Origin of the sequence: Gemmobacter aquarius, assembly GCF_003060865.1 — a bacterium.
Lineage (GTDB): Bacteria > Pseudomonadota > Alphaproteobacteria > Rhodobacterales > Rhodobacteraceae > Paragemmobacter > Paragemmobacter aquarius.
Window position 1 is genome coordinate 1,918,580 of the sequence record NZ_CP028918.1, and the last position, 18,860, is coordinate 1,937,439.

At 65.8% G+C, this 18,860-nt stretch carries 20 protein-coding genes; 13 read left to right on the forward strand and 7 right to left on the reverse strand.

All coding sequences use genetic code 11. From position 1 onward, the window contains the following. Window positions 1-46 precede the first annotated feature (46 nt). Entirely contained in the window at window positions 47-829 is a 783-nt protein-coding gene (gene xth / locus HYN69_RS09210) for an exodeoxyribonuclease III (protein WP_108435484.1), read from the forward strand. A 135-nt stretch (window positions 830-964) separates the two neighbouring features. Next, the gene (locus tag HYN69_RS09215; RefSeq protein ID WP_108437122.1) at window positions 965-1,288 is read left to right on the forward strand and encodes a hypothetical protein; all 324 of its coding nucleotides are present in this window, start codon (window positions 965-967) and stop codon (window positions 1,286-1,288) included. A 73-nt stretch (window positions 1,289-1,361) separates the two neighbouring features. On the opposite strand, the gene HYN69_RS09220 is transcribed toward HYN69_RS09215, so the two are convergent. Together HYN69_RS09220 and dksA are read right to left on the reverse strand one after the other, a co-directional pair. Then, entirely contained in the window at window positions 1,362-2,537 is a 1,176-nt protein-coding gene (locus tag HYN69_RS09220; protein ID WP_108435485.1) for an FAD-dependent monooxygenase, read from the reverse strand. A gap of 108 nt (window positions 2,538-2,645) precedes the next feature. After that, a complete protein-coding gene (gene dksA, locus HYN69_RS09225; RefSeq protein WP_108435486.1) occupies window positions 2,646-3,068 on the reverse strand; it encodes an RNA polymerase-binding protein DksA in 423 nt (140 codons plus the stop codon). A 171-nt stretch (window positions 3,069-3,239) separates the two neighbouring features. Here dksA and HYN69_RS09230 point away from each other — a divergent pair, with 171 nt between their 5' ends. The 7 genes from HYN69_RS09230 to HYN69_RS09255 all read left to right on the forward strand — a co-directional run bounded on the left by HYN69_RS09230 (window position 3,240) and on the right by HYN69_RS09255 (window position 9,043). Next, on the forward strand, window positions 3,240-4,073 hold the full coding sequence (locus HYN69_RS09230; protein WP_108435487.1) for an AAA family ATPase: 834 nt from the start codon (window positions 3,240-3,242) through the stop codon (window positions 4,071-4,073). Window positions 4,074-4,561: 488 nt separating this feature from the next. After that, window positions 4,562-5,938: a DUF2927 domain-containing protein gene (locus HYN69_RS09235; protein WP_108435488.1), complete on the forward strand. Its 1,377-nt coding sequence runs from the start codon at window positions 4,562-4,564 to the stop codon at window positions 5,936-5,938. Window positions 5,939-5,983: 45 nt separating this feature from the next. Further along, window positions 5,984-6,148, forward strand: a complete 165-nt coding sequence (locus HYN69_RS20985) for a hypothetical protein (protein ID WP_174213611.1) — start codon at window positions 5,984-5,986, stop codon at window positions 6,146-6,148. 11 nt (window positions 6,149-6,159) lie between these two features. Further along, complete coding sequence (locus HYN69_RS09240) at window positions 6,160-7,341, forward strand: vWA domain-containing protein (protein ID WP_108435489.1); 1,182 nt, start codon at window positions 6,160-6,162, stop codon at window positions 7,339-7,341. Next, complete coding sequence (locus tag HYN69_RS09245) at window positions 7,338-7,679, forward strand: hypothetical protein (protein WP_108435490.1); 342 nt, start codon at window positions 7,338-7,340, stop codon at window positions 7,677-7,679. Before HYN69_RS09240 ends, HYN69_RS09245 begins: the two co-directional genes overlap by 4 nt. Continuing rightward, a complete protein-coding gene (locus tag HYN69_RS09250; RefSeq protein ID WP_108435491.1) occupies window positions 7,676-8,269 on the forward strand; it encodes a DedA family protein in 594 nt (197 codons plus the stop codon). Before HYN69_RS09245 ends, HYN69_RS09250 begins: the two co-directional genes overlap by 4 nt. Window positions 8,270-8,359: 90 nt before the next feature. Beyond that, window positions 8,360-9,043: a M48 family metallopeptidase gene (locus HYN69_RS09255; RefSeq protein ID WP_108435492.1), complete on the forward strand. Its 684-nt coding sequence runs from the start codon at window positions 8,360-8,362 to the stop codon at window positions 9,041-9,043. Here HYN69_RS09255 and HYN69_RS09260 read toward each other — a convergent pair. The 3 genes from HYN69_RS09260 to HYN69_RS09270 all read right to left on the reverse strand — a co-directional run bounded on the left by HYN69_RS09260 (window position 9,034) and on the right by HYN69_RS09270 (window position 11,597). Continuing rightward, window positions 9,034-9,585 carry an RSP_2648 family PIN domain-containing protein gene (locus tag HYN69_RS09260; protein WP_108435493.1) on the reverse strand — a complete coding sequence of 184 codons (552 nt, stop codon included), beginning with the start codon at window positions 9,583-9,585 and terminating at the stop codon, window positions 9,034-9,036. The two genes, HYN69_RS09255 and HYN69_RS09260, sit on opposite strands and share 10 nt — an antisense overlap. A 1-nt stretch (window position 9,586) precedes the next feature. Further along, a complete protein-coding gene (locus tag HYN69_RS09265) occupies window positions 9,587-10,837 on the reverse strand; it encodes an RSP_2647 family RNA methyltransferase (protein WP_108435494.1) in 1,251 nt (416 codons plus the stop codon). A gap of 61 nt (window positions 10,838-10,898) precedes the next feature. Beyond that, window positions 10,899-11,597, reverse strand: a complete 699-nt coding sequence (locus HYN69_RS09270; protein WP_159082413.1) for a DUF6778 family protein — start codon at window positions 11,595-11,597, stop codon at window positions 10,899-10,901. 313 nt (window positions 11,598-11,910) lie between these two features. On the opposite strand from HYN69_RS09270, the gene edd reads away from it, so the two are divergent. Together edd and HYN69_RS09280 are read left to right on the forward strand one after the other, a co-directional pair. Next, a complete protein-coding gene (gene edd, locus HYN69_RS09275; RefSeq protein ID WP_108435496.1) occupies window positions 11,911-13,716 on the forward strand; it encodes a phosphogluconate dehydratase in 1,806 nt (601 codons plus the stop codon). Between the two features lie 96 nt (window positions 13,717-13,812). Then, window positions 13,813-14,463: a bifunctional 4-hydroxy-2-oxoglutarate aldolase/2-dehydro-3-deoxy-phosphogluconate aldolase gene (locus HYN69_RS09280; RefSeq protein WP_108435497.1), complete on the forward strand. Its 651-nt coding sequence runs from the start codon at window positions 13,813-13,815 to the stop codon at window positions 14,461-14,463. 117 nt (window positions 14,464-14,580) lie between these two features. Here the strand turns inward: HYN69_RS09280 and HYN69_RS09285 are convergent, their stop codons facing one another. Together HYN69_RS09285 and HYN69_RS09290 are read right to left on the reverse strand one after the other, a co-directional pair. Continuing rightward, window positions 14,581-14,853 (reverse strand): hypothetical protein, encoded by a 273-nt coding sequence (locus HYN69_RS09285; RefSeq protein WP_108435498.1) that lies wholly within the window; start codon window positions 14,851-14,853, stop codon window positions 14,581-14,583. Next, window positions 14,843-17,659: a [protein-PII] uridylyltransferase family protein gene (locus HYN69_RS09290; RefSeq protein WP_108437123.1), complete on the reverse strand. Its 2,817-nt coding sequence runs from the start codon at window positions 17,657-17,659 to the stop codon at window positions 14,843-14,845. The genes HYN69_RS09285 and HYN69_RS09290 overlap by 11 nt, the downstream gene beginning before the upstream one ends. Before the next feature lie 254 nt (window positions 17,660-17,913). Here HYN69_RS09290 and HYN69_RS09295 point away from each other — a divergent pair, with 254 nt between their 5' ends. Next, window positions 17,914-18,351: a DUF2852 domain-containing protein gene (locus tag HYN69_RS09295; RefSeq protein ID WP_174213612.1), complete on the forward strand. Its 438-nt coding sequence runs from the start codon at window positions 17,914-17,916 to the stop codon at window positions 18,349-18,351. 54 nt (window positions 18,352-18,405) lie between these two features. Continuing rightward, on the forward strand, window positions 18,406-18,858 hold the full coding sequence (locus tag HYN69_RS09300) for an RDD family protein (RefSeq protein WP_230426360.1): 453 nt from the start codon (window positions 18,406-18,408) through the stop codon (window positions 18,856-18,858). Window positions 18,859-18,860 lie beyond the last annotated feature (2 nt).

An 18,860-nucleotide genomic window follows, 5' to 3' on the forward strand; every position in this document is an offset into this window, starting at 1 on the left:
GTTTGGCCCCCTGTCCCGCCTTATGACGGGGCAAAGGGAGATGCCCATGAAACTCGCCACTTTCAATATCAACGGGATCAAGGCGCGGATCGAGGCCTTGCCCGCGTGGCTGGCCGAGGCCAAGCCCGATGTGGTCTGCCTGCAAGAGATCAAATCGGTGGACGAGGGGTTTCCGCGCGAGATCTTCGAGGACATGGGGTTTGCCGTCGAGACACATGGGCAAAAGGGGTTCAACGGGGTGGCGATCCTGTCGCGGCTGCCGCTGGAGGATGTGGTGCGGGGGTTGCCGGGGGACGCGAGCGACGAGCAGTCGCGCTGGATCGAGGCCACGGTGATCGGCGAGTCGCGGTCGGTGCGGGTCTGCGGACTTTACCTGCCCAACGGCAACCCAGCGCCGGGGCCAAAGTACGACTACAAGCTGGCATGGATGGCGCGGATGGAGGCGCGGGTGGCCGAATTGCTTGCCACCGAGGAGCCGCTGGCCTTTTGTGGCGATTACAACGTGATCCCGCAGCCAGAGGACGCGGCAAAGCCCGCCGTCTGGGCCGAGGACGCGCTGTTTCTGCCCCAGACGCGGGCGGCTTACAGGCGGATCGTCAATCTGGGCCTGACCGATGCCTTTCGCGCGGTCGACCAGACGCCGGGGCGCTATAGTTTCTGGGACTATCAGGCGGGGGCGTGGGAGCGGAACAACGGCATCCGCATCGATCATCTGCTTTTGTCGCCGCAATGCGCCGACCTTCTGGTGACGGCGGGCATCGACAAGGCCGTGCGGGGGCTGGAAAAACCGTCGGACCATGTGCCGGTCTGGGTCGAGCTGGCTTTGTGATCGAGTCACGAAGCCGTGATGCAGCGCGGCCACAGGGCGCCGCGTTTCGTTAACTAAAATAACTATGACATTGCCCAAAGGCGGGGCCGGATGAACCATTTGCCCAAGGACATACCGTCCTTTGGGGGTTCAATCATGTCGCGCCTTGCATCCGTGATCCTTGCCGGTTCCGTACTTTTCGCCAGCCTGCCTGCCCATGCGCTGGACCGGCGGGTGACGATCGTGAACGAGACCGGCTATGCCATCGTAAAGTTCTACGGGTCGAACACCGGATCGAAAAGCTGGGAAGAAGACATCCTCGGGCAGGATGTGCTGCCGAGCGGGTCTTCGGTCGTGATCAATTTCGACGACTCGAGCGGGTATTGCAAATTCGACTTCAAGGCGGTGTTCGATGACGGCGACGAGCTGGTGAAGGAAGCGGTCAATATCTGCGAGATTTCGACCTTTACTTATAACTGAGGGTGCGGAACGGGGGGCTTTCTGCCCCCCGACCCCCGAGGATATTTCCGGACAGAAAATGTGGGGGCGCGGGTCAGGCGGTCACGTCGTGGCGGTAGATCCAGTCGTAGCGTTTGAGCGCCATGCCGGGGGCGAGTACGCCGCCGAGGCGGAGTGCAGCATGGGCGATGCTGCGGGTCGGGCCTGACAGATGATAGGCGCGGGCCGATGCGTTGGCGGCCTGAACGATCCTGGCCGTGCGCGGGGCGCGGGCGGATTGGTAGGCGGCGAGCGCAGCGGCGGGGCTGTCGCTGGCGGAAAGTGCTGCGGCGAGCGCCCATGCGTCTTCGAGCGCCATGTTTGCGCCTTGGGCGAGGAAGGGCAGCGTGGGATGGGCGGCGTCGCCGAGGATGGCCATGGCCCCCTTTGGCAGGACGGCGTGCCAGCGTTTCGCGACGGGATGGCGGAACAGCCCCCATAGCCAGACGTCTTGCACCTGATCGAGCCAGCCCCGGACGCGGGGGCTGAAGTTTTCGAAGGCGAGACGCAGTTCCATCGGGTCGTCGCGCAGGGTCCAGCCCTCTTCGACCCAACGGCGGCGTTCTTCAACCGCGACGATGTTGCGAAGGGTGCCGGAGCGGAGGGGATAGCTGACAAGGTGGCGGCCGGGGCCCATGTGGACTTCGGCGACGTTCGGCTCGCCGGGGAGGCTGGGCAGCACCGCGCGCCATGCGACCTGATGGGTGAAGAAGGGTGCGACCTTGCCGGTGAGGGCGGCGCGGGCGGGGGAATGCAGGCCATCGGCCCCGACGAGAAGCGGGGACTCGATCACGTGGCCTTGCGCGGTGATGGCGCGGGGGCGGTCGCCTGACAGGTCGACGCTTTCGATTCTGGTCAGCAGGCGGATATCGACGCCAGCATCGCGTGCGCCGGTGGCAAGAAGACCGATCAGGTCGGCGCGGTGGACGAAATGCCAGCCCATATCGGGGCGCAGGCGGGCGAGATCGAGGCGGAGGACGCGCGAATTGTCAAAGCCGTCGCGCAGTTCGACCGCTTCGGCGCGGGTCGAGATTGAATCGACCGGCAGGCCAAGGGCGCGCAGAACGGTTGCGCCGTTGGGGCTGATCTGGAGGCCCGCCCCGACCTCGCGGATCGCATCGGCCTGTTCCAGCACGGTGACAGAGGCACCGCGCAGAGCGAGCGCACGGGCAAGGGCCAGACCGGCTACGCCTGCGCCGAGGATGGTTACCGGCTGTCCGATCAGGCTCATGTCGCTTCCCCGTCACGCAAAACGCCGGACCTGTGCGGTCCGGCGTCATTCTTTGCGCATCGGGCGCGGGGTTCAAGCCCCCTGCACCCACCCTGCCCTGCGACCAAGTCACTCGTCGCGGTGGACCTTTTCGCGGCGTTCGTGCTTTTCCTGCGCTTCCAGCGTCATGGTGGCGATGGGGCGGGCATCGAGGCGCTTGAGGCTGATGGGTTCGCCCGTCATCTCGCAATAGCCGTATTCGCCGTTGTCGATGCGGCGCAAGGCGGCGTCGATCTTGGAGACGAGTTTGCGCTGGCGGTCGCGGGTGCGAAGTTCGAGCGCGCGGTCGGTTTCTTCGGAGGCGCGGTCGGCGATGTCGGGGACGTTGCGAGCCGAATCTTGCAGGTTGTCGATCGTCTCGGCGGATTGTTCGATGAGTTCCGCTTTCCAGTTGATAAGCTTGCGGCGGAAATATTCAAGCTGGCGGTCATTCATGAACGGCTCGTCCTCGGCGGGACGGTAATCGTCTGGCAGGAACACCTCGGGCTTCATGGCTGCTCTCTCCAAGTCTTCGGATCGCTCCGACAGGTGGCTTGCTGTCATGACGCGCTCCCCAATTGCGGGTGCATCTAGACTATCGGCGGGGCGTTGTCACTAGCGGTTGCGACGAAATCGCGGCGTCGTTAGGGTCGGCACGTTCCATGCAAAAACGGTTTGCCCGCGATGAAGTTCACCTCGACCGCAAGATATATCGCCACCGACGCGTTGACGCTGGCGGTGAACGCCGCAGTGACGCTGGAGCGGCCCTTGCTGGTGAAAGGGGAACCGGGGACGGGAAAGACCGAGCTTGCGCGGCAGGTGGCGGCGTCGCTGGGGCTGCCGTTGATCGAATGGCATGTGAAATCGACGACGCGGGCGCAGCAGGGACTGTATGAGTACGATGCGGTGAGCCGTTTGCGCGACAGCCAGTTGGGCGAGGCGCGGGTTCAGGATGTGAACGCCTATATCCGCAAGGGCAAGCTGTGGCAGGCGTTCGAGGCGGCGGGCAAGGTGGTGCTGCTGATCGACGAAGTGGACAAGGCGGATATCGAATTTCCCAACGATCTGCTCCAGGAATTGGACCGGATGGAGTTCCATGTCTACGAGACCGGCGAGACGGTGCGGGCGCGGCACCGGCCCGTGGTCATCATCACCTCGAACAACGAGAAGGATCTGCCCGACGCGTTCTTGCGGCGGTGCTTCTTTCATTTCATCCGCTTTCCCGATGCCGAGACGCTGCGGGCGATCGTCGGCGTGCATTTTCCGCGGATCAAGGAGGATCTGCTGGCGGCGGCGCTGGCGCAGTTCTACGAGATTCGCGATGTGCCGGGGTTGAAGAAGAAGCCGAGCACGTCGGAGGTGCTGGACTGGCTGAAGCTGATCCTGGCCGAGGATCTGACGGCCGAGGATCTGCGGCGCGAGGGTAGGTCACTTTTGCCCAAGCTGCATGGCGCGCTGCTCAAGACCGAGCAGGACATCCATCTGTTCGAGCGGCTGGCCTTTGCGGCGCGGCGGTAAACGATTCGCATGATTCTGCCGTGATTTGGCCAAGGTTTCGCCACAATGTGGTAACAAAACTGTCTGTAAATGACATATTTTGAAATATTACGTGATACTTGTGTGGCCGATCTAGCGGTTCGCGCAAAGCAGCCCTCCAAGGGTTGATCCGGTTTCGGGCACGAAGATTCCCGCAAGTTGACACCGGAGTGCCCAAGTGCGGACACTTGCGCGGGGTTTTCTGTCCCTGTCGGTTGTGCGTTTGAATGGTGTCGAAGTGTTGGTGTCCCTCTGTCCCCTTTTGCCGGTTTCGCGCCTTGCGCGGCGCTTGGTCATGGCAGAGACACGGCTTGCCACAGACGCGCGCCGGTCCGGCCGGAGGATGCGGGGGCATCCTTGCGGGCGGGTGACAGATGCCACGGGCATCGCGAGCGGCCGGATCGTCCTGCCGTCGTACCAGTGCCAAGAACGAGCTGCCATACATGTATATTCCAACGCCTCTCCGCGCCATGCGCCGGACACTGCCCCTATTCGCGCTTTTGCTGGGGGCCTGCGCCCAGATGCCTGTTGCCGAAGTGACGATGAACCGCGGGCAGGATTCGGTTTCGGGTCTTGGCCAGCCTGCGATGCAGAGTTTTCCGGGGCGGGCCGGTAGCGCGCCGCAGTATTCCAACGCGGAAATCGCGGCGGATATGCTGGAATTGCAGTTCCAGATGGAGAGCGGGCGCTCTTTGCCGGTGCTGAGCCGGTTCGAGGGTCCGATCTCCATCGGTCTGACCGGAGACGTGCCCGCCACCGCGCCGGTCGATCTGGCGCGGGTGATCCGGCGCTTCCAGACCGAGGCCGGTCTGAATGTGGGCTTGGCGCCCAAGGGAGTGGTCCCCAGCATCACCATGGAATTCGTGCCGCGCTCGGCCTTGTCGAAGATGGTGCCTTCGGCGGCCTGTTTCGTGGTGCCGCGTGTGACGTCGTTTGCCGAGTACCGCGCCAACCGTGCCGCCCCCGACACGGACTGGACCACGGTGGTGGAGCGCAAACATGTGGCGATCTTTGCGCCCTCGGACACGTCGCCGCAGGAAGTGCGGGACTGTCTGCATGAAGAGGTCGCCCAGGCCATGGGGCCGCTGAACGACCTGTACCGTTTGTCGGATTCGGTTTTCAACGACGACAACTTTCACACGGTGCTGACCGGCTTCGACATGCTGGTGCTGCGGGCGCACAACGACCCTGCCCTGCACAGCGGCATGACCAAGGCCGAGGTTGCAGCACGCCTGCCGGCGATTCTGGCGCGGCTGAACCCGCGGGGCGAGGCGATCGGCCGTATGGGCGATCTGAGCGTGACGCCGCGCGCATGGGAAGCGGCGGTCGGGGCAGCTTTGGGGCAGCGCGGGTCGCCTGCGGCACGCAAGGCGGCGGCCGAGCGGATGCTGTCTATCGCCCGCGCGCAGGGCTGGCAGGACGGGCGGATGGCGTTCAGCCTGTTTGCCTGGGCCCGTTCGAATGTGAAGGGCGATTTTCCTGCTTCCGTTGCGGCCTTCCGCAAGGCGGGCGAGATTTACCGCAGCCTGCCGGGCGGCACTATTCAGGCCGCGCATGTGGATATGCAGCTTGCGGCCTTTGCCGTGGCGCAGGGGCAGTCGAAAGACGCGCTGGCGCTGACCGACCGCGCCTGGCCGGTGATAAACGCGGCCGAGAACGCATCGCTTCTGGCAACGCTCTACATGATACGGGCGCAGGCGCTTGACCGGTTGGGGATGCGGGCGGAAAGCCGCGAGGCGCGTCTCGACAGTCTGGGTTGGGCACGGTATGGGTTCGGCTCTGACGCGCAGGTCCGCGCCCGCATGAACGAGATTGCGGGTCTGGCGGGCGGTGCGGGCAAGGGCTGACAGGCGGGGCGCTGTGCCCCCGCCGATATCGGGGGCGCTGACGGAATGATCGTGATTGCTGGGCTGGTCATCGGGGCGGCCATCGGGGCGCGGACGGCGTTGAAGCGGGGCGGGCGCAAGCTCGACGCAGCTCAATACGGGGCGGCTTATGGCATCCTGTTCGCGCTTGTCGGTCTGGTCATCACCATCGTCGTCGGTCGCATCGTCTAGCGGAGGGGCGGATGTTACTGCCCTTTTTCGCAACTTTGCGGGCCGAGGGCGTTCCGGTTTCGATCGGGGAATTCCTGACTTTTCTGGATGGCGTATCGGCGGGGATTGCCGGATATGACATTGACGGGTTCTACCATCTGGCGCGGGTGTCGATGGTCAAGGACGAAGCGCATCTGGACCGCTTCGATCGTGCTTTTTCCATGTCGTTCAGCGGGTTGGAGCGCATAGACGATGCGGCGGTGCTCGACGCGCTGGAGGTGCCGCGCGACTGGCTGGAGAAGCTGGCCGAAAAGCACCTGACGCCCGAAGAACGCGCCGAGGTGCAGGCGGCGGGCGGGTTTGCCGCGCTGATGGAGCGGTTGCGGCAACGGCTGGCCGAGCAGCGCGCGCGACATCAGGGCGGAAGCAAATGGATCGGGACAGCGGGAACCTCGTCCTTCGGGGCCTACGGCTACAACCCCGAAGGCGTGCGGATCGGGCAGGAAGAAAGCCGCCACCGCAGTGCGGTCAAGGTATGGGACCGGCGCGAGTTCCGCGATCTGGACGACGGGGTGGAACTGGGGACGCGAGGGATCAAGCTGGCGCTGCGCCGGTTGCGGCGCTGGGCGCGGGACGGGGCGGCCGAGGAATTGGACCTCGACGGCACGATCCGCGCCACGGCCGAACGCGGCTGGCTTGACGTGCAGACGAGGCCTGAACGGCGCAACGCTGTGAAGGTGCTGCTTTTCCTTGACGTGGGCGGGTCGATGGACCCGCATGTGCAGGTGATGGAAGAGCTGTTCAGCGCGGCGAAGTCCGAGTTCAAGACGCTGGAAAGCTGGTATTTCCACAATTGCCTGTACGAAGGCGTCTGGCGCGACAATGCGCGGCGGCGCGCGGCGCAGGTGGCGACGTGGGACTTGCTCCGGACGCACGGGCAGGACTGGACCTGCATCTTTGTCGGCGATGCGGCAATGAGCCCCTATGAGATCTTGCATCCGGGGGGTGCCAACGAACATTGGAACGCCGAAAGCGGGCGGGTCTGGCTGGAGCGGGCCTGCGCGCAATGGCCGCGGCATCTGTGGATCAACCCCGTGCCGGAAGCGCATTGGCAACACACGCAATCGACGCGCATGATCGGTGACATCTTCGGCGGGCGCATGGTGCCGATGACGCTGGAAGGGTTGGTGCGGGGCATGGGGGTATTGCGATGATCGGGCGATTGTGGCGCAGGCATCCGGTGCTGACGCTGGCCTTTGCGCTGGCGCTGGTTGCCGTGGGGTTTTTCGGGGTCAGGGCGCTGACCTTTGCGGTCACGCTGGCGTGGCGGGCCGAGCAGCCTGTCGCCGCCTGGATGACGCCGCGCTATATCGAGCGGACCTATGATCTGCGCCGCGAGGAATTGGGCGCGATCCTGCGTCTCGACGAGGCCGGCGAGGCAGGGTTGCCGGTCGACGCTCTGGCGCGGGCTGCGGGGCGGCCCTTGGCCGAGGTGCTGGCCGAACTGGAGGCTGCAATCGCGGCGCATGAAGCGCAGGGCGGCGACGAATGACCGAAACCCTGCTGAGGCTCGTGCCGGAATGGGGGGCGCTTTTGGTGGCGCTGGCCAATTTTCTGGCCTGTATGGCACTGCCCATTCCGGCGTCGCTGGTGATGCTGGCGGGCGGGGCCTTTGCCGCTGCGGGTGACCTGCCCTTTGGCGTGATCTGGGGGGCGGGGCTGGCGGGCGCCGTTCTGGGCGATCAGGCGGGCTATCTGCTGGGGCGTTACGCGGGGGGCCCGCTTCTCGAGCGGATCGGGACGCGGCGCAAAGCGGGGCGGATGCTGCGGCGGGCGGTCGCGTGGTTGCACGAGCGGCAGCGTCCGGCGGTGTTCTATTCGCGCTGGCTGGTGTCGGCGCTGGGGCCTTATGTCAACCTTGCCGCAGGGGCGGCGCGGCTGCCGTGGCGGCGCTTTGCGGTCGCCTCGGCCAGTGGCGAGGCGATCTGGGTGACGGTCTATCTGGGGCTGGGCTACCGCTTCTCGGCAGACATCCAGGCGCTGGGGTCGACGCTTGGCAACCTTGGGCTGGCGGTCGCGGCGGGGGTGGTGGCGCTGTTGCTGGGCCGCGTGTTGTGGGGGATGGCGCAGGAGCGGGAGTGACCGCCCTGCCCTGCGACTTGCGCCAACGAATTTTCTGCGAAAATTCAGGCGCCCCTTTTCGCGGGGCGGTCTGCGGGCCATATCGGGGGTATGATAAAGGTGCTGCCCCTGATCCTTGCGCTTGGTTATGCGTTCCTGATGTTCCGCTTTTCGGTCTGGCGGACGCATAAGACGCTGGACGCGCAGTCGCAGCCGCTGACCGACCCTGCGGTGCTGCGGCTGGCCGACCGGATGGCGGCGGCGCTGGAATTGCCCGCGATAAAGGTCAATGTCTTCGAGGTCGAGCCGGTGAACGGGCTTGCCGCACCCGACGGGCGGATTTTCCTGACGCGGGGGTTTTTGAACCGCAAGGCGCGGGGCGAGGTGACGGCCGAGGAATTGGCCGCGGTGATTGCGCATGAATTGGGGCATGTTGCGCTGGGCCATGCGCGGCGGCGGATGATCGATTTCACCGGGCAGAATGCGGTGTTCTTCATGCTGACGGCGCTTCTGAGCCGGTTCTTGCCCTTTGTCGGGGTGTGGATCGCCAACCTGATCTCTGGCGCCTTGGCGGCACGGTTGTCGCGGCGCGACGAGTTCGAGGCAGATGCCTATGCGACCGCGCTGCTGATCAAGGCGGGGATCGGGACGGGGCCGCAAAAATCGCTGTTCCGCAAGCTCGACGCGATGGCGGGGCACCGGGGCGGGATGCCTGCGTGGTTGATGTCGCATCCCGACAGCGCGGAACGCATCGCGGCGATCGAGGCGAACGAGAAGCGATGGCTTCAGGCGTGACCGGCAGTGACGGCCTTGGCGAAGCGCGGGAGTTGCGCGCGTTTCAACAGGGCCTTGAGCGATACGGGTTGGCCAGCCATGGATTGGGCGGTGGCGTGGACCTTGGCCACGACCGCGCCCGCTTCGGCTGGATGCCGTGACCAGAGTTCCCATAAAAAACCGTCGGGGTCGCGGCGGTCGATGCCTTCCTCGGCCAGCGTGTGGCGCGGGAAATCCTTGGCGTTGAAGGTGACGATCGCATCGGCGTGCGACTGGATCGCCACGGCGAGGACGTGGATGTCGTCGGGGTCGGGAAGGTGCAGGCGGGCTTCGATGCCGGGCGCGGGCTGAACGCAGGCGCCGGGAAACGCGGCCCGCATCAGGGCGATGTCGGAGCGGGCAGCGGCTTCCTGCCCTGCCCCGAGTTTGACGGTGGCGCGGGCCCATTCTTCAAGGATGCGGTCAGACCAGCGGGCCTGAAACAGCCCCCGTACGGCACAACCGAGCAGAAGGTCGCGCAGCACGGGGGGGTAAAGGACGCAGGCGTCGAGGACGGCGCGCAAGTCAGTCGAGCCGGAAGACCAGCGATTTCAGATAACCCGATTCCGCCAGTTGCGGCAGCATCGGGTGATCGGCACCGGCAAAGCCGGTATGCAGCAGTTGCGCCTTGCGGCCCCCGCGCCCGATGCCGCGGGCGCAGGCCGAGCGGAAGGCTTGCAGGTCGGCGGCATGCGAGCAGGAGCAAAGCACGATGTAGCCTCCGCCGGCCACAAGCGGCGAGGCGAGGCGGGCGAGGCGTTCATAGGCACGCAGGCCAGCTTCGAGCGAGTTCTTGCCCGGTGCAAAGGCGGGCGGGTCGCAGATCACCACATCGAAGCGGTCGGGTTCGGCACCCATGGCTTCGAGAACGTCGAAGGCGTCACCTTGGCGGGTGGTGAAGCAGTCGGCGAATCCGCTGGCGGCGGCGCCCTGTTCGGCAAGGGCGAGGGCCGGGGCCGAGGCGTCGACGGCGAGTGCCGAAACGGCGCCGTTGGCAAGGGCTGCAAGGGCGAAGCCGCCGACATGGGTGAAGACGTCGAGCACGCGCGCGCCCTTGGCCAGCGAGGCGGCGAAGGCGTGGTTCGGGCGCTGGTCGTAGAACAGGCCGGTTTTCTGGCCCCCCGTCACATCGGCCATATAGGTGGCCCCGTTCATCGGCACCGGAATCGGCCCCGTGATCGCGCCCGTGACGACGGTGGTTTCTTCCTTCATGCCTTCGAGCGTGCGCGACCTGCCCGTGCCGTTTTTCACGACCGTTGTGACGCCCGTCACCTGCATCAGGGCGGCGACCAATGCGTCAAGATGCAGTTCGGCCCAAGCGGCGTTGGGCTGGACAACGGCGACATCGCCGAAGCGGTCGATCACGATGCCGGGCAATCCGTCAGCCTCGGCATGGACGAGGCGGTAGAAGGGCGCATCGTAAAGGCGGGCGCGCAGGTCGAGGGCGCGCTGCAGGCGGGCGGCAAACCATGCCTGATCGATCACCGCATCCGCGTCGCGGTCGAGCATGCGACCCACGATCTTGGACTTGAGGTTGATCGTGACGAGGCCGACCACGCGGCGGTCGCCGTCTTCGAGAATGGCAAGCGACCCCGGCGTCAGGTTCTGGGTGCGACGGTCTGTCACCAGTTCGTCGGCGTAAACCCACGGGAAGCCGTGGCGGATCGCCCGCGCCTCGGTGCGGGGTTTCAGGCGGACGGTGGGATGCGCGCGCGCAGGCGCGTCGGTCGCATCGTCGGTGGCGGGGTCCGGAATGGACGAAGGAGAGGATATCATATCCTCTCCTTACGCCAGATCGTGGATCGGGGCCAGAACGCAGATGCGCAAAACTGCGGACTTAGCGCGTCAGGATCAGCGGTTCGAGCGACTGGGTGCGCGCGCGGGCGACAAGGGTCGGGTCGGTCACGGGGGCCGACAGCTCGCGGCGCAGGACCTGCGCCAGACGTTCGGTGATGACGACCTTTTGCGTGCGACCCGCCGCATCGTCGGCGATGGCCTGCGCCCCGCCCGTGCCCTTGGTATCGGCCACGATCCGGCGCGGACCGTCGAGCACATCGCCGGTCGCGGCATCGCGCACCACGAGGTCGAAGCGCAACTCGTGCGTGCCGCCGATGGTGTAGCGGGTCTTTTCGGTCAGGGCGTGAAACTTGGTCAGGGTCAGTTCGACCGTGACGGGGCGGCCTTCGACCATCGGCATGGTCGCATCGGTCACGGCGGCCATCAGGATCGCGCCGACCTGCGCGTAGCGGTCGCCAGTCGGGTCGCCATGCCAGACGATGTCGGCGCGGGGTTTGAAGGTGTTGGCTTCGGAAACCTTCAAGGTGCGGGGCACGACGACCTGCACATCCTGCACCGCGTATTTCGCTGCCATGACCGCCGGTCCTTGCGGCGGGACGCGCGGCGCGTGCTGCGGCATCGGCCCGCCCTGCGAGGCGATGGTCAGCCCTTCGACCCCGATCGACCGGGTCGCAGGCTCGCCTCCGGCGCATGCCGACAGGAAAAGAGCTATGCCGAATGCGAGAGCTATCTTTTTCATATCCATATCCAGACCTACGAGAATAATCCCATCCCTTTGTCTGGGTTTATCGATATCAATTGTGGCTTGATTAGGAATTAAGCAGTGTATTTTCGTGATTTGCTACCTGCTGGAAACAATTCTCTGATTGTGTAAGCATATGTTTACACACTTATTGCGTGAAAAGCGGCAGCTTCCTGTGGGTTGTTAGCGCTAACAACATCTGATAGAAATGCCCTGACCCGACTCTCGGCCGCAACCGGCCGACCGGACCGCCAAACTGACCGCCAAACTGACTGCCAAACTGACTGCCGACCAGACCAAGGAGAGCGCCATGACGCTTCACCCCACCATAGCCCGCGTCACCGACCGGATCCGCGCCCGATCGCAGGATGTGCGGGGCGCCTATCTCGAGCGGATGGCCAGGGCAGCGAGCGCGGGGCCGGCGCGGGGGCATCTGGCTTGCGGCAATCAGGCCCATGCCTATGCGGCGATGGGGGCCGACAAGGAGACGATGGCGGCGGGGCGCGTGCCCAATATCGGTATCGTCACGGCCTATAACGACATGCTTTCGGCACATCAGCCGTTCGAGACCTATCCTGCGCTGATCCGGTCTGCCGCGCGCGCGGCGGGGGCAACGGCGCAGGTGGCGGGCGGGGTTCCCGCGATGTGCGACGGGGTCACGCAAGGTCAGGCGGGGATGGAGCTGTCGCTCTTCTCGCGCGATGTGATCGCGCTGGCGGCAGGCGTGTCGCTGTCGCACAACACCTTTGACGCGGCGATTTTCCTTGGCGTCTGCGACAAGATCGTGCCGGGTCTGATCATCGCGGCGGCGACCTTCAGCCATTTGCCCAGCATTTTCGTGCCCGCAGGTCCGATGACGAGCGGGCTGCCGAATGACGAGAAGTCCAAGGTCAGAAATGCCTATGCCAATGGCGAGATCGGGCGCGATGCGCTGATGGCGGCCGAAATGGCCAGCTATCACGGGCCGGGCACCTGCACGTTCTACGGGACCGCGAACACCAACCAGATGCTGATGGAGTTCATGGGGCTGCATCTGCCGGGCACGTCTTTCGTGAACCCCGGCACGCCGCTGCGCGAGGCTTTGACGGTGGCCGCGGTGACCCGCGCGGCCGAGATCACGGCGCAAGGCAACGATTATCGCCCCGTGGGCGAGATCCTTGACGAGCGGGCTTTCGTGAACGGGCTGGTCGGGCTGATGGCGACGGGGGGGTCGACCAACCTCGTGCTGCATCTGCCCGCCATGGCGCGGGCGGCGGGCGTGCTGCTCGACCTGCAGGATTTCGCGGATATTTCCGAAGCGGTGCCGCTGATGGCCAAGGTTTACCCCAACGGTCTGGCAGATGTGAACCATTTCCACGCGGCGGGCGGCTTGGGCTATATGATCGGGCAATTGCTCGACGCAGGCCTGCTGCATCCTGATGCCAAGACAGTGGCGGGCGATGGCCTTGCGCTTTACCGGCAAGAGCCGAAGTTGCAGGACGGCAAGCTGGTCTGGCAGGACGGCGCGGCCCACACGCTGAACGACAAGATCCTGCGCCCTGCGACCGATCCCTTTGCAAAGACCGGCGGGCTGAAGCAATTGTCGGGCAATCTGGGGCGCGGCGTGATCAAGGTTTCGGCTGTCGCACCCGAACGCCACGTGATCGAGGCCCCTGCCCGCATCTTCCACGACCAGGAGGATGTGAAGGCTGCCTTCAAGCGGGGCGAGTTCACGACCGACACCGTGGTCGTGGTGCGCTTTCAGGGGCCACAGGCTAACGGGATGCCGGAACTCCATTCGCTGACGCCGACGCTCTCGATCCTGCAAGAGCGCGGGCTGCGTGTCGCGCTGGTCACCGACGGGCGGATGTCGGGCGCGTCGGGCAAGGTTCCGGCGGCGATCCATGTTTCGCCCGAAGCGGCGGCAGGCGGACCGCTCGCCCGTCTGCGCGACGGCGATGTGGTGCGTCTGGACGCGGTGGCGGGCACGCTCGAGGTGCTGGCAGCCGATTTCGCCAGCCGCGATCCGGTCGTTGCCGACCTGACCGGCAACCGCTACGGAACGGGGCGTGAGCTGTTCGAGATGTTCCGCCGCAACGTCGGGCCCTCCGATCAGGGCGCGGGCGTTGTCGTCTGACCCTGCCGCATTTTCTGTCTGAAAATATCCTGCGGGGGTCCGGGGGTGCAAAACCCCCGGCCGTGCCGCGAAAGACCCGATGAAAGGACCGCAACCATGACCCCAGCCGAACAAAGCGCCGCCGCCCGACGCGTTTGCGCCCTTGCCCCCGTGGTTCCGGTGCTGGTGATCGACGATCTGGCCCATGCGCGGCCCTTGGCCGAGGCGCTGGTGGCCGGAGGATTGCCCGCGCTTGAAGTCACGCTGCGGACAGCCTGCGCGCTCGATGCGATCCGCGCCATGGCCGAAGTGCCGGGCGGGGTGGTGGGGGCGGGCACGCTTCTGACGCCCGCCGATGTGAAAGCGGCCAAGGCTGCGGGGGCGACCTTTGGTGTCAGCCCCGGTGCGACCGACCGGCTGATCGCGGCCTGCGAGGACGAGGGGCTGCCGCTTCTGCCCGGTGCCGTGACGGCATCCGAGATCATGGCGCTGCTGGAGCGCGGCTATACGGTGCAAAAGTTCTTTCCCGCCGAGCAATCGGGCGGGGCGGCTTTCCTCAGATCCATCGGCTCGCCCATACCACAGGTCAGCTTTTGCCCCACGGGCGGGATCAGCCTGAAGAACGCGGGCGATTATCTGGCGTTGAAGACGATCCTGTGCGTCGGCGGCTCATGGGTCGCGCCCAAGGACGCGATGTTGCGCGGCGACTGGGCCGAGATCACCCGCCTTGCCGCCGAGGCCAAGGCGCTGCGCGGAGCCGATTTCTGACGCAGAAATCGGTGCGGAATTTGACGCAAATTCCGGCGGCAGACGTTGCGCCCTGCCGCCCGATGCAGGGCAAAATTCCTGCGTCAGGAATTTGGGCGTTTTCCGCGTCCGAAAACGTCAGGCCAGCCCGACACGGGCGGCGCGTCCGCCTTTGCGCTTCGGGGTGTCGGGCGCGAGCAGCCCCTGTTCCATCACGCCGCTCATCGGATGGTCAGGCGCCCCCGTCGCATAATGCGCGATCAGGGCGCGCAGCGCGTCCTTCATCGGCGCATCGACCGGCAGGCTCAGCGCCCAGTCGACGAAGATCGACTTGCATTCACCGAGCGTGATACCCTCGATCCGGTAGCTTTCGCGCACCAGCCCCTTGGGGTCCGCCTCTTCAATCCGCATCGCCCGTCTCCCCATCTGCCGCTCCACCGAGGAGCATTCCGATCACCGCTGCCGCCCGTGCTGCACTTTCGTCGAGCGATGTCGCAAGCGATGCCGCATCCGCCATGCCCGTTTCGCGCAAGATAAAGGCGCGTGCGCCTTCGCCCAAGGTGGCCGGATCGACGGTGTCTTCGGTGATCAGCCGCACCGCAGCCTGCACCCGCCAGAACAGCCTATAGGCATCGGTCAGGACCGACTGGTCGGAATCCGACAGGTGAGAGGCCTTTCCGCCCGCCCTGAGCTGGGCTTCGACCCCGCGCGCGGGGCTGGCCGACACAAGCGCAAGTGTTTCGGCCATCAGTTCCACATCCATCAGCCGCCCCGGTCCGTTCTTGGCCTCCCACGAGCCTTTGGCCGGTTTCGCAACCTGCAGGCGCGCCCGCATCGCTGCGACGTCGGACCGTACCGCCTCTCCCTGACCCTTGGTCGCCATGAGCGTCCTGCGGAAGGCCTCCAGTTCGGCCCGGAGCGGGGCCTCCCCCACAAGCGGCCGCGCGCGGGTCAGGGCGAGGTGTTCCCATGTCCAGGCTTCGGTTTCCTGATAGCTGCGGAAACTTTCCAGCGCGGTCGCCACCGGCCCTTGCCGCCCGCTGGGGCGCAGGCGCATGTCGACATCGTAAAGTTTGCCTTCGGCCATCGGCGCGGTCAGCGCGGTCACCAAGGCCTGCGTCAGCCTTGCGTAATAGGGGCGCAGCGCCAGCGGACGCGGGCCATCCGAGGCCTCGGCCCCTGCCCCGTCATAGATCACGATCAGGTCGAGGTCGGAGCCTGCATTGAGCCGCGCAGCCCCTAGTGAACCCATGCCGAGCACCACCGCCCCGCGCCCCGGCAAGGGCCCGTGCTTGCGCGTCATCTCGGCCACGACCACCGGCCAGAGTGCTGCGATCACCGCTTCGGCCAGATCGGCATACATCTTGCCGGCCTCGAAGGCGTCGATCAGGCCGCGCAGGTGGTGCACGCCGACGCGGAAGTGCCATTCCTTCATCCAGCGGCGGGCGGCGTCGAGTTTCGCCTCGTAGTCGGGTGCTTCGGCCATCCGGGCCGCACCATCGGCCACCAGCGCCGAAACGCCCGGCCATGGTGCGAAGAACGACCCGCCGATCACCCCGTCGAGTACGCTTGCATTGCGCGACAGGTATCGGGCGAGTGCAGGCGAGGTGGCAGCGATGTCGATGATGAGGTCGATCAGGGCGGGGTTCGCTTCGAACAGCGCGAAAAGCTGCACGCCTGCGGGCAGGCCGCGCAGGAAGCCGTCTAAAGCGACGAGCGCCTCGTCCGGGTTGGCAGCGCGGTTGAGGCGCGTCAGGAAAGCGGGGCGCAGGCGGCGGAAGATCTGCTGGGCGCGGTCGGACCGCAGGGCGGGATAGGCGGCCCAGCCTTGCACGATGGCTTGGGCGGTTTGCGAGAGTTCGGGCACCGCTTCGGCTGTGCCAGAAGGGGAGAAGAAGCCTTCGGTCAGGCGGTCGGTGCGGGTCAGACGGTCGAGAAGCCCGCTGCGGAAGGCGGCGTCATCCTCGCCGCAAAAGGCGGCGATGCGGGCAATGTCCGGGGCCATGGTGGGCAAGGTATGGGTCTGGGCGTCATGCACCATCTGCAAGCGATGCTCGACCTCGCGGTGGGAGCGGTAGAGCGTGACCAACTCGTCGCACACGTCTTGCGGAATCCAGCGTTGCGCGGCAAGGGCGCGCAGGCCGCCCACCGTGGTGCGGTCGCGCAGGGTCGCATCGCGGCCGCCGGCGATAAGCTGGCGGGTCTGGGTGAAGAACTCGATCTCGCGGATGCCGCCCTGACCGAGTTTCAGGTCGTGGCCTTCGACGGCAAGGGCGCGGTTCAACTGGCGGTGTTCGCGGATCCGCAGGCGCATGTCATGGGCGTCTTGAATCGCGACGAAATCGAGATGCTTGCGCCAGACGAAAGGCACCAGCGTCTTGAGGAACCGCGCCCCCGCCGCCAGATCGCCCGCGCAGGGTCGCGCCTTGATACAGGCGGCGCGTTCCCAAGTGCGCCCGACGCTTTCGTAATAGCTTTCCGCCGCCGCCATCGACATGCAGACGGGGGTTACCGCCGCATCGGGGCGCAGGCGCAGGTCGGTGCGGAAGACGTAGCCACCTGCCGTCAGGTCGGACAAAAGCGCCGTCATGCGGCGGGTGACACGGATGAACGAGGCGCGGGCTTCGTGTTCCACGCCTTTGTAACGGCTTTCGTCGAACAGGCAGACAAGGTCGATGTCGGAGGAATAGTTCAGCTCCCCAGCCCCCATCTTGCCCATGGCAAGCACCACCATGCCGCCCGCTGTGGCGATGTCGTCGGGGGTCGCACCGGGCAGGCGGCCACGGCGGATTTCCTCGGCCACGCCGGTCTTGATGGACAGATCGACCGCCAGATCGGCAAGGCGCGTGAGGGCGCCAGTGACCTGCTCCAAAGGCCAGACACCGCCCAGATCGCAAAGTGCCGTGAACAGCGCCGCCCGCCGCTTGGCAAGGCGCAGCGCATCGGAAAGCTGGTCGGGCGTCGCGGCCGACATATCGGCCAGCAGGGCGTCGAAAGCCGCCTCGGGCGCGGCTGACAGGGCGTTTCGCAGCCAGTCACCTTCGCGCTGCATCAGATCGCGCAGAAAGGGGCTGCATCCGGCGGTCGCGGCCAGCAGGCCGGACAGAGCGGGCGGCAGGTCGGAGAATTGCGCTGCGATATCGGCGGCGACAGCTGCGTCATCGGCAAGCGGGGCGCGGGTCAGGCGGGCGGCGAAGGTCCGGGCGGTGTTGGTCATGGCGCATTGATGCGGTGCGGGCGGGGCGCGGTCAACCACCCCTGCCCTGTCTGCGTCTTGCCATTGGGGTTTTCCAAATGGGAAGTGCCGCGCGGGGGGATGAACAGACGTGCGAGACGAAGCCGGGCACGATCAGGCAAGATGAAACCGCGATGTGAATTATTTTAACATTGGCCCTTGCAGCGGGCCGTTGCCATACGCATCTCTTGGCATGTGAAACAGATTTACATCATCAAAACGGGGAGACACCGCCGATGAGCTACACGACCCAGACCCCTCCGATCACGGGCGGGATCATGTCCTTGCCGCGCCGGGCTGTCGGCTGGCTGGATGACCGGGGCAAGCCCGCGTGGATCGCGGCCATGGTCCTCGGCTTCATCTTCGTCTGGCCTGTCGGCCTTGCCATCCTTGCCTATGTCATCTGGAGCAAACGCATGTTCAACAGGTCTTGCCGCTCGTCTGCCGCCCGCATGAGTTGGGGCGCCACCCGCGTCTACAATTCCTCGGGCAACACCGCTTTCGACGCCTACAAGGCAGAAACCCTGCGCCGTCTGGAAGACGAGCAGGCCGCCTTTGAAGGGTTCTTGCAGCGCCTGCGCGAGGCAAAGGACAAGTCGGAATTCGACAGCTTCATGGAAGACCGCAGCCGCAAGGCGCGGGCCGAAGATGAAGCACCGCGTTCGGACAACTGATCTTTCGGGGGCGGCGTTGTGCCGCCCCCCTTTACGCCACGAGGACCGCTTCCCATGTATCAGCCCATGAGTTTTGACCACGCCCTGCCCGACCCCGACCGCCATGCCGCCTTTTACGACGGTGTCGTGCCGAAACGCGCGCTGGCATGGGTTGTCGATACGATCTTCGTGACACTGATCGTCGCCGTGGTCACGCTGTTCACCGCCTTTACCGCGCTGTTCTTCCTGCCGCTATTGTGGCTGACGGTGGGGTTCGTCTACCGCTGGGTCACGCTTTCGGGGCGGTCGGCGACATGGGGGATGCGGCTTTTGGGGATCGAATTCCTGGACCGCACGGGCATGCGCTTCGACGCGGGCACGGCTTTTGCCCATACGCTGGGCTATACGCTGTCGATGGCCTTCGTGCTGCCGCAGGTGATCTCGGTCGGGTTGATGTGCCTGTCGCAGCGGGGTCAGGGGTTGTCGGACATGCTGCTCGGGTCGGTCGCGATCAACAGGGCGGGATGACT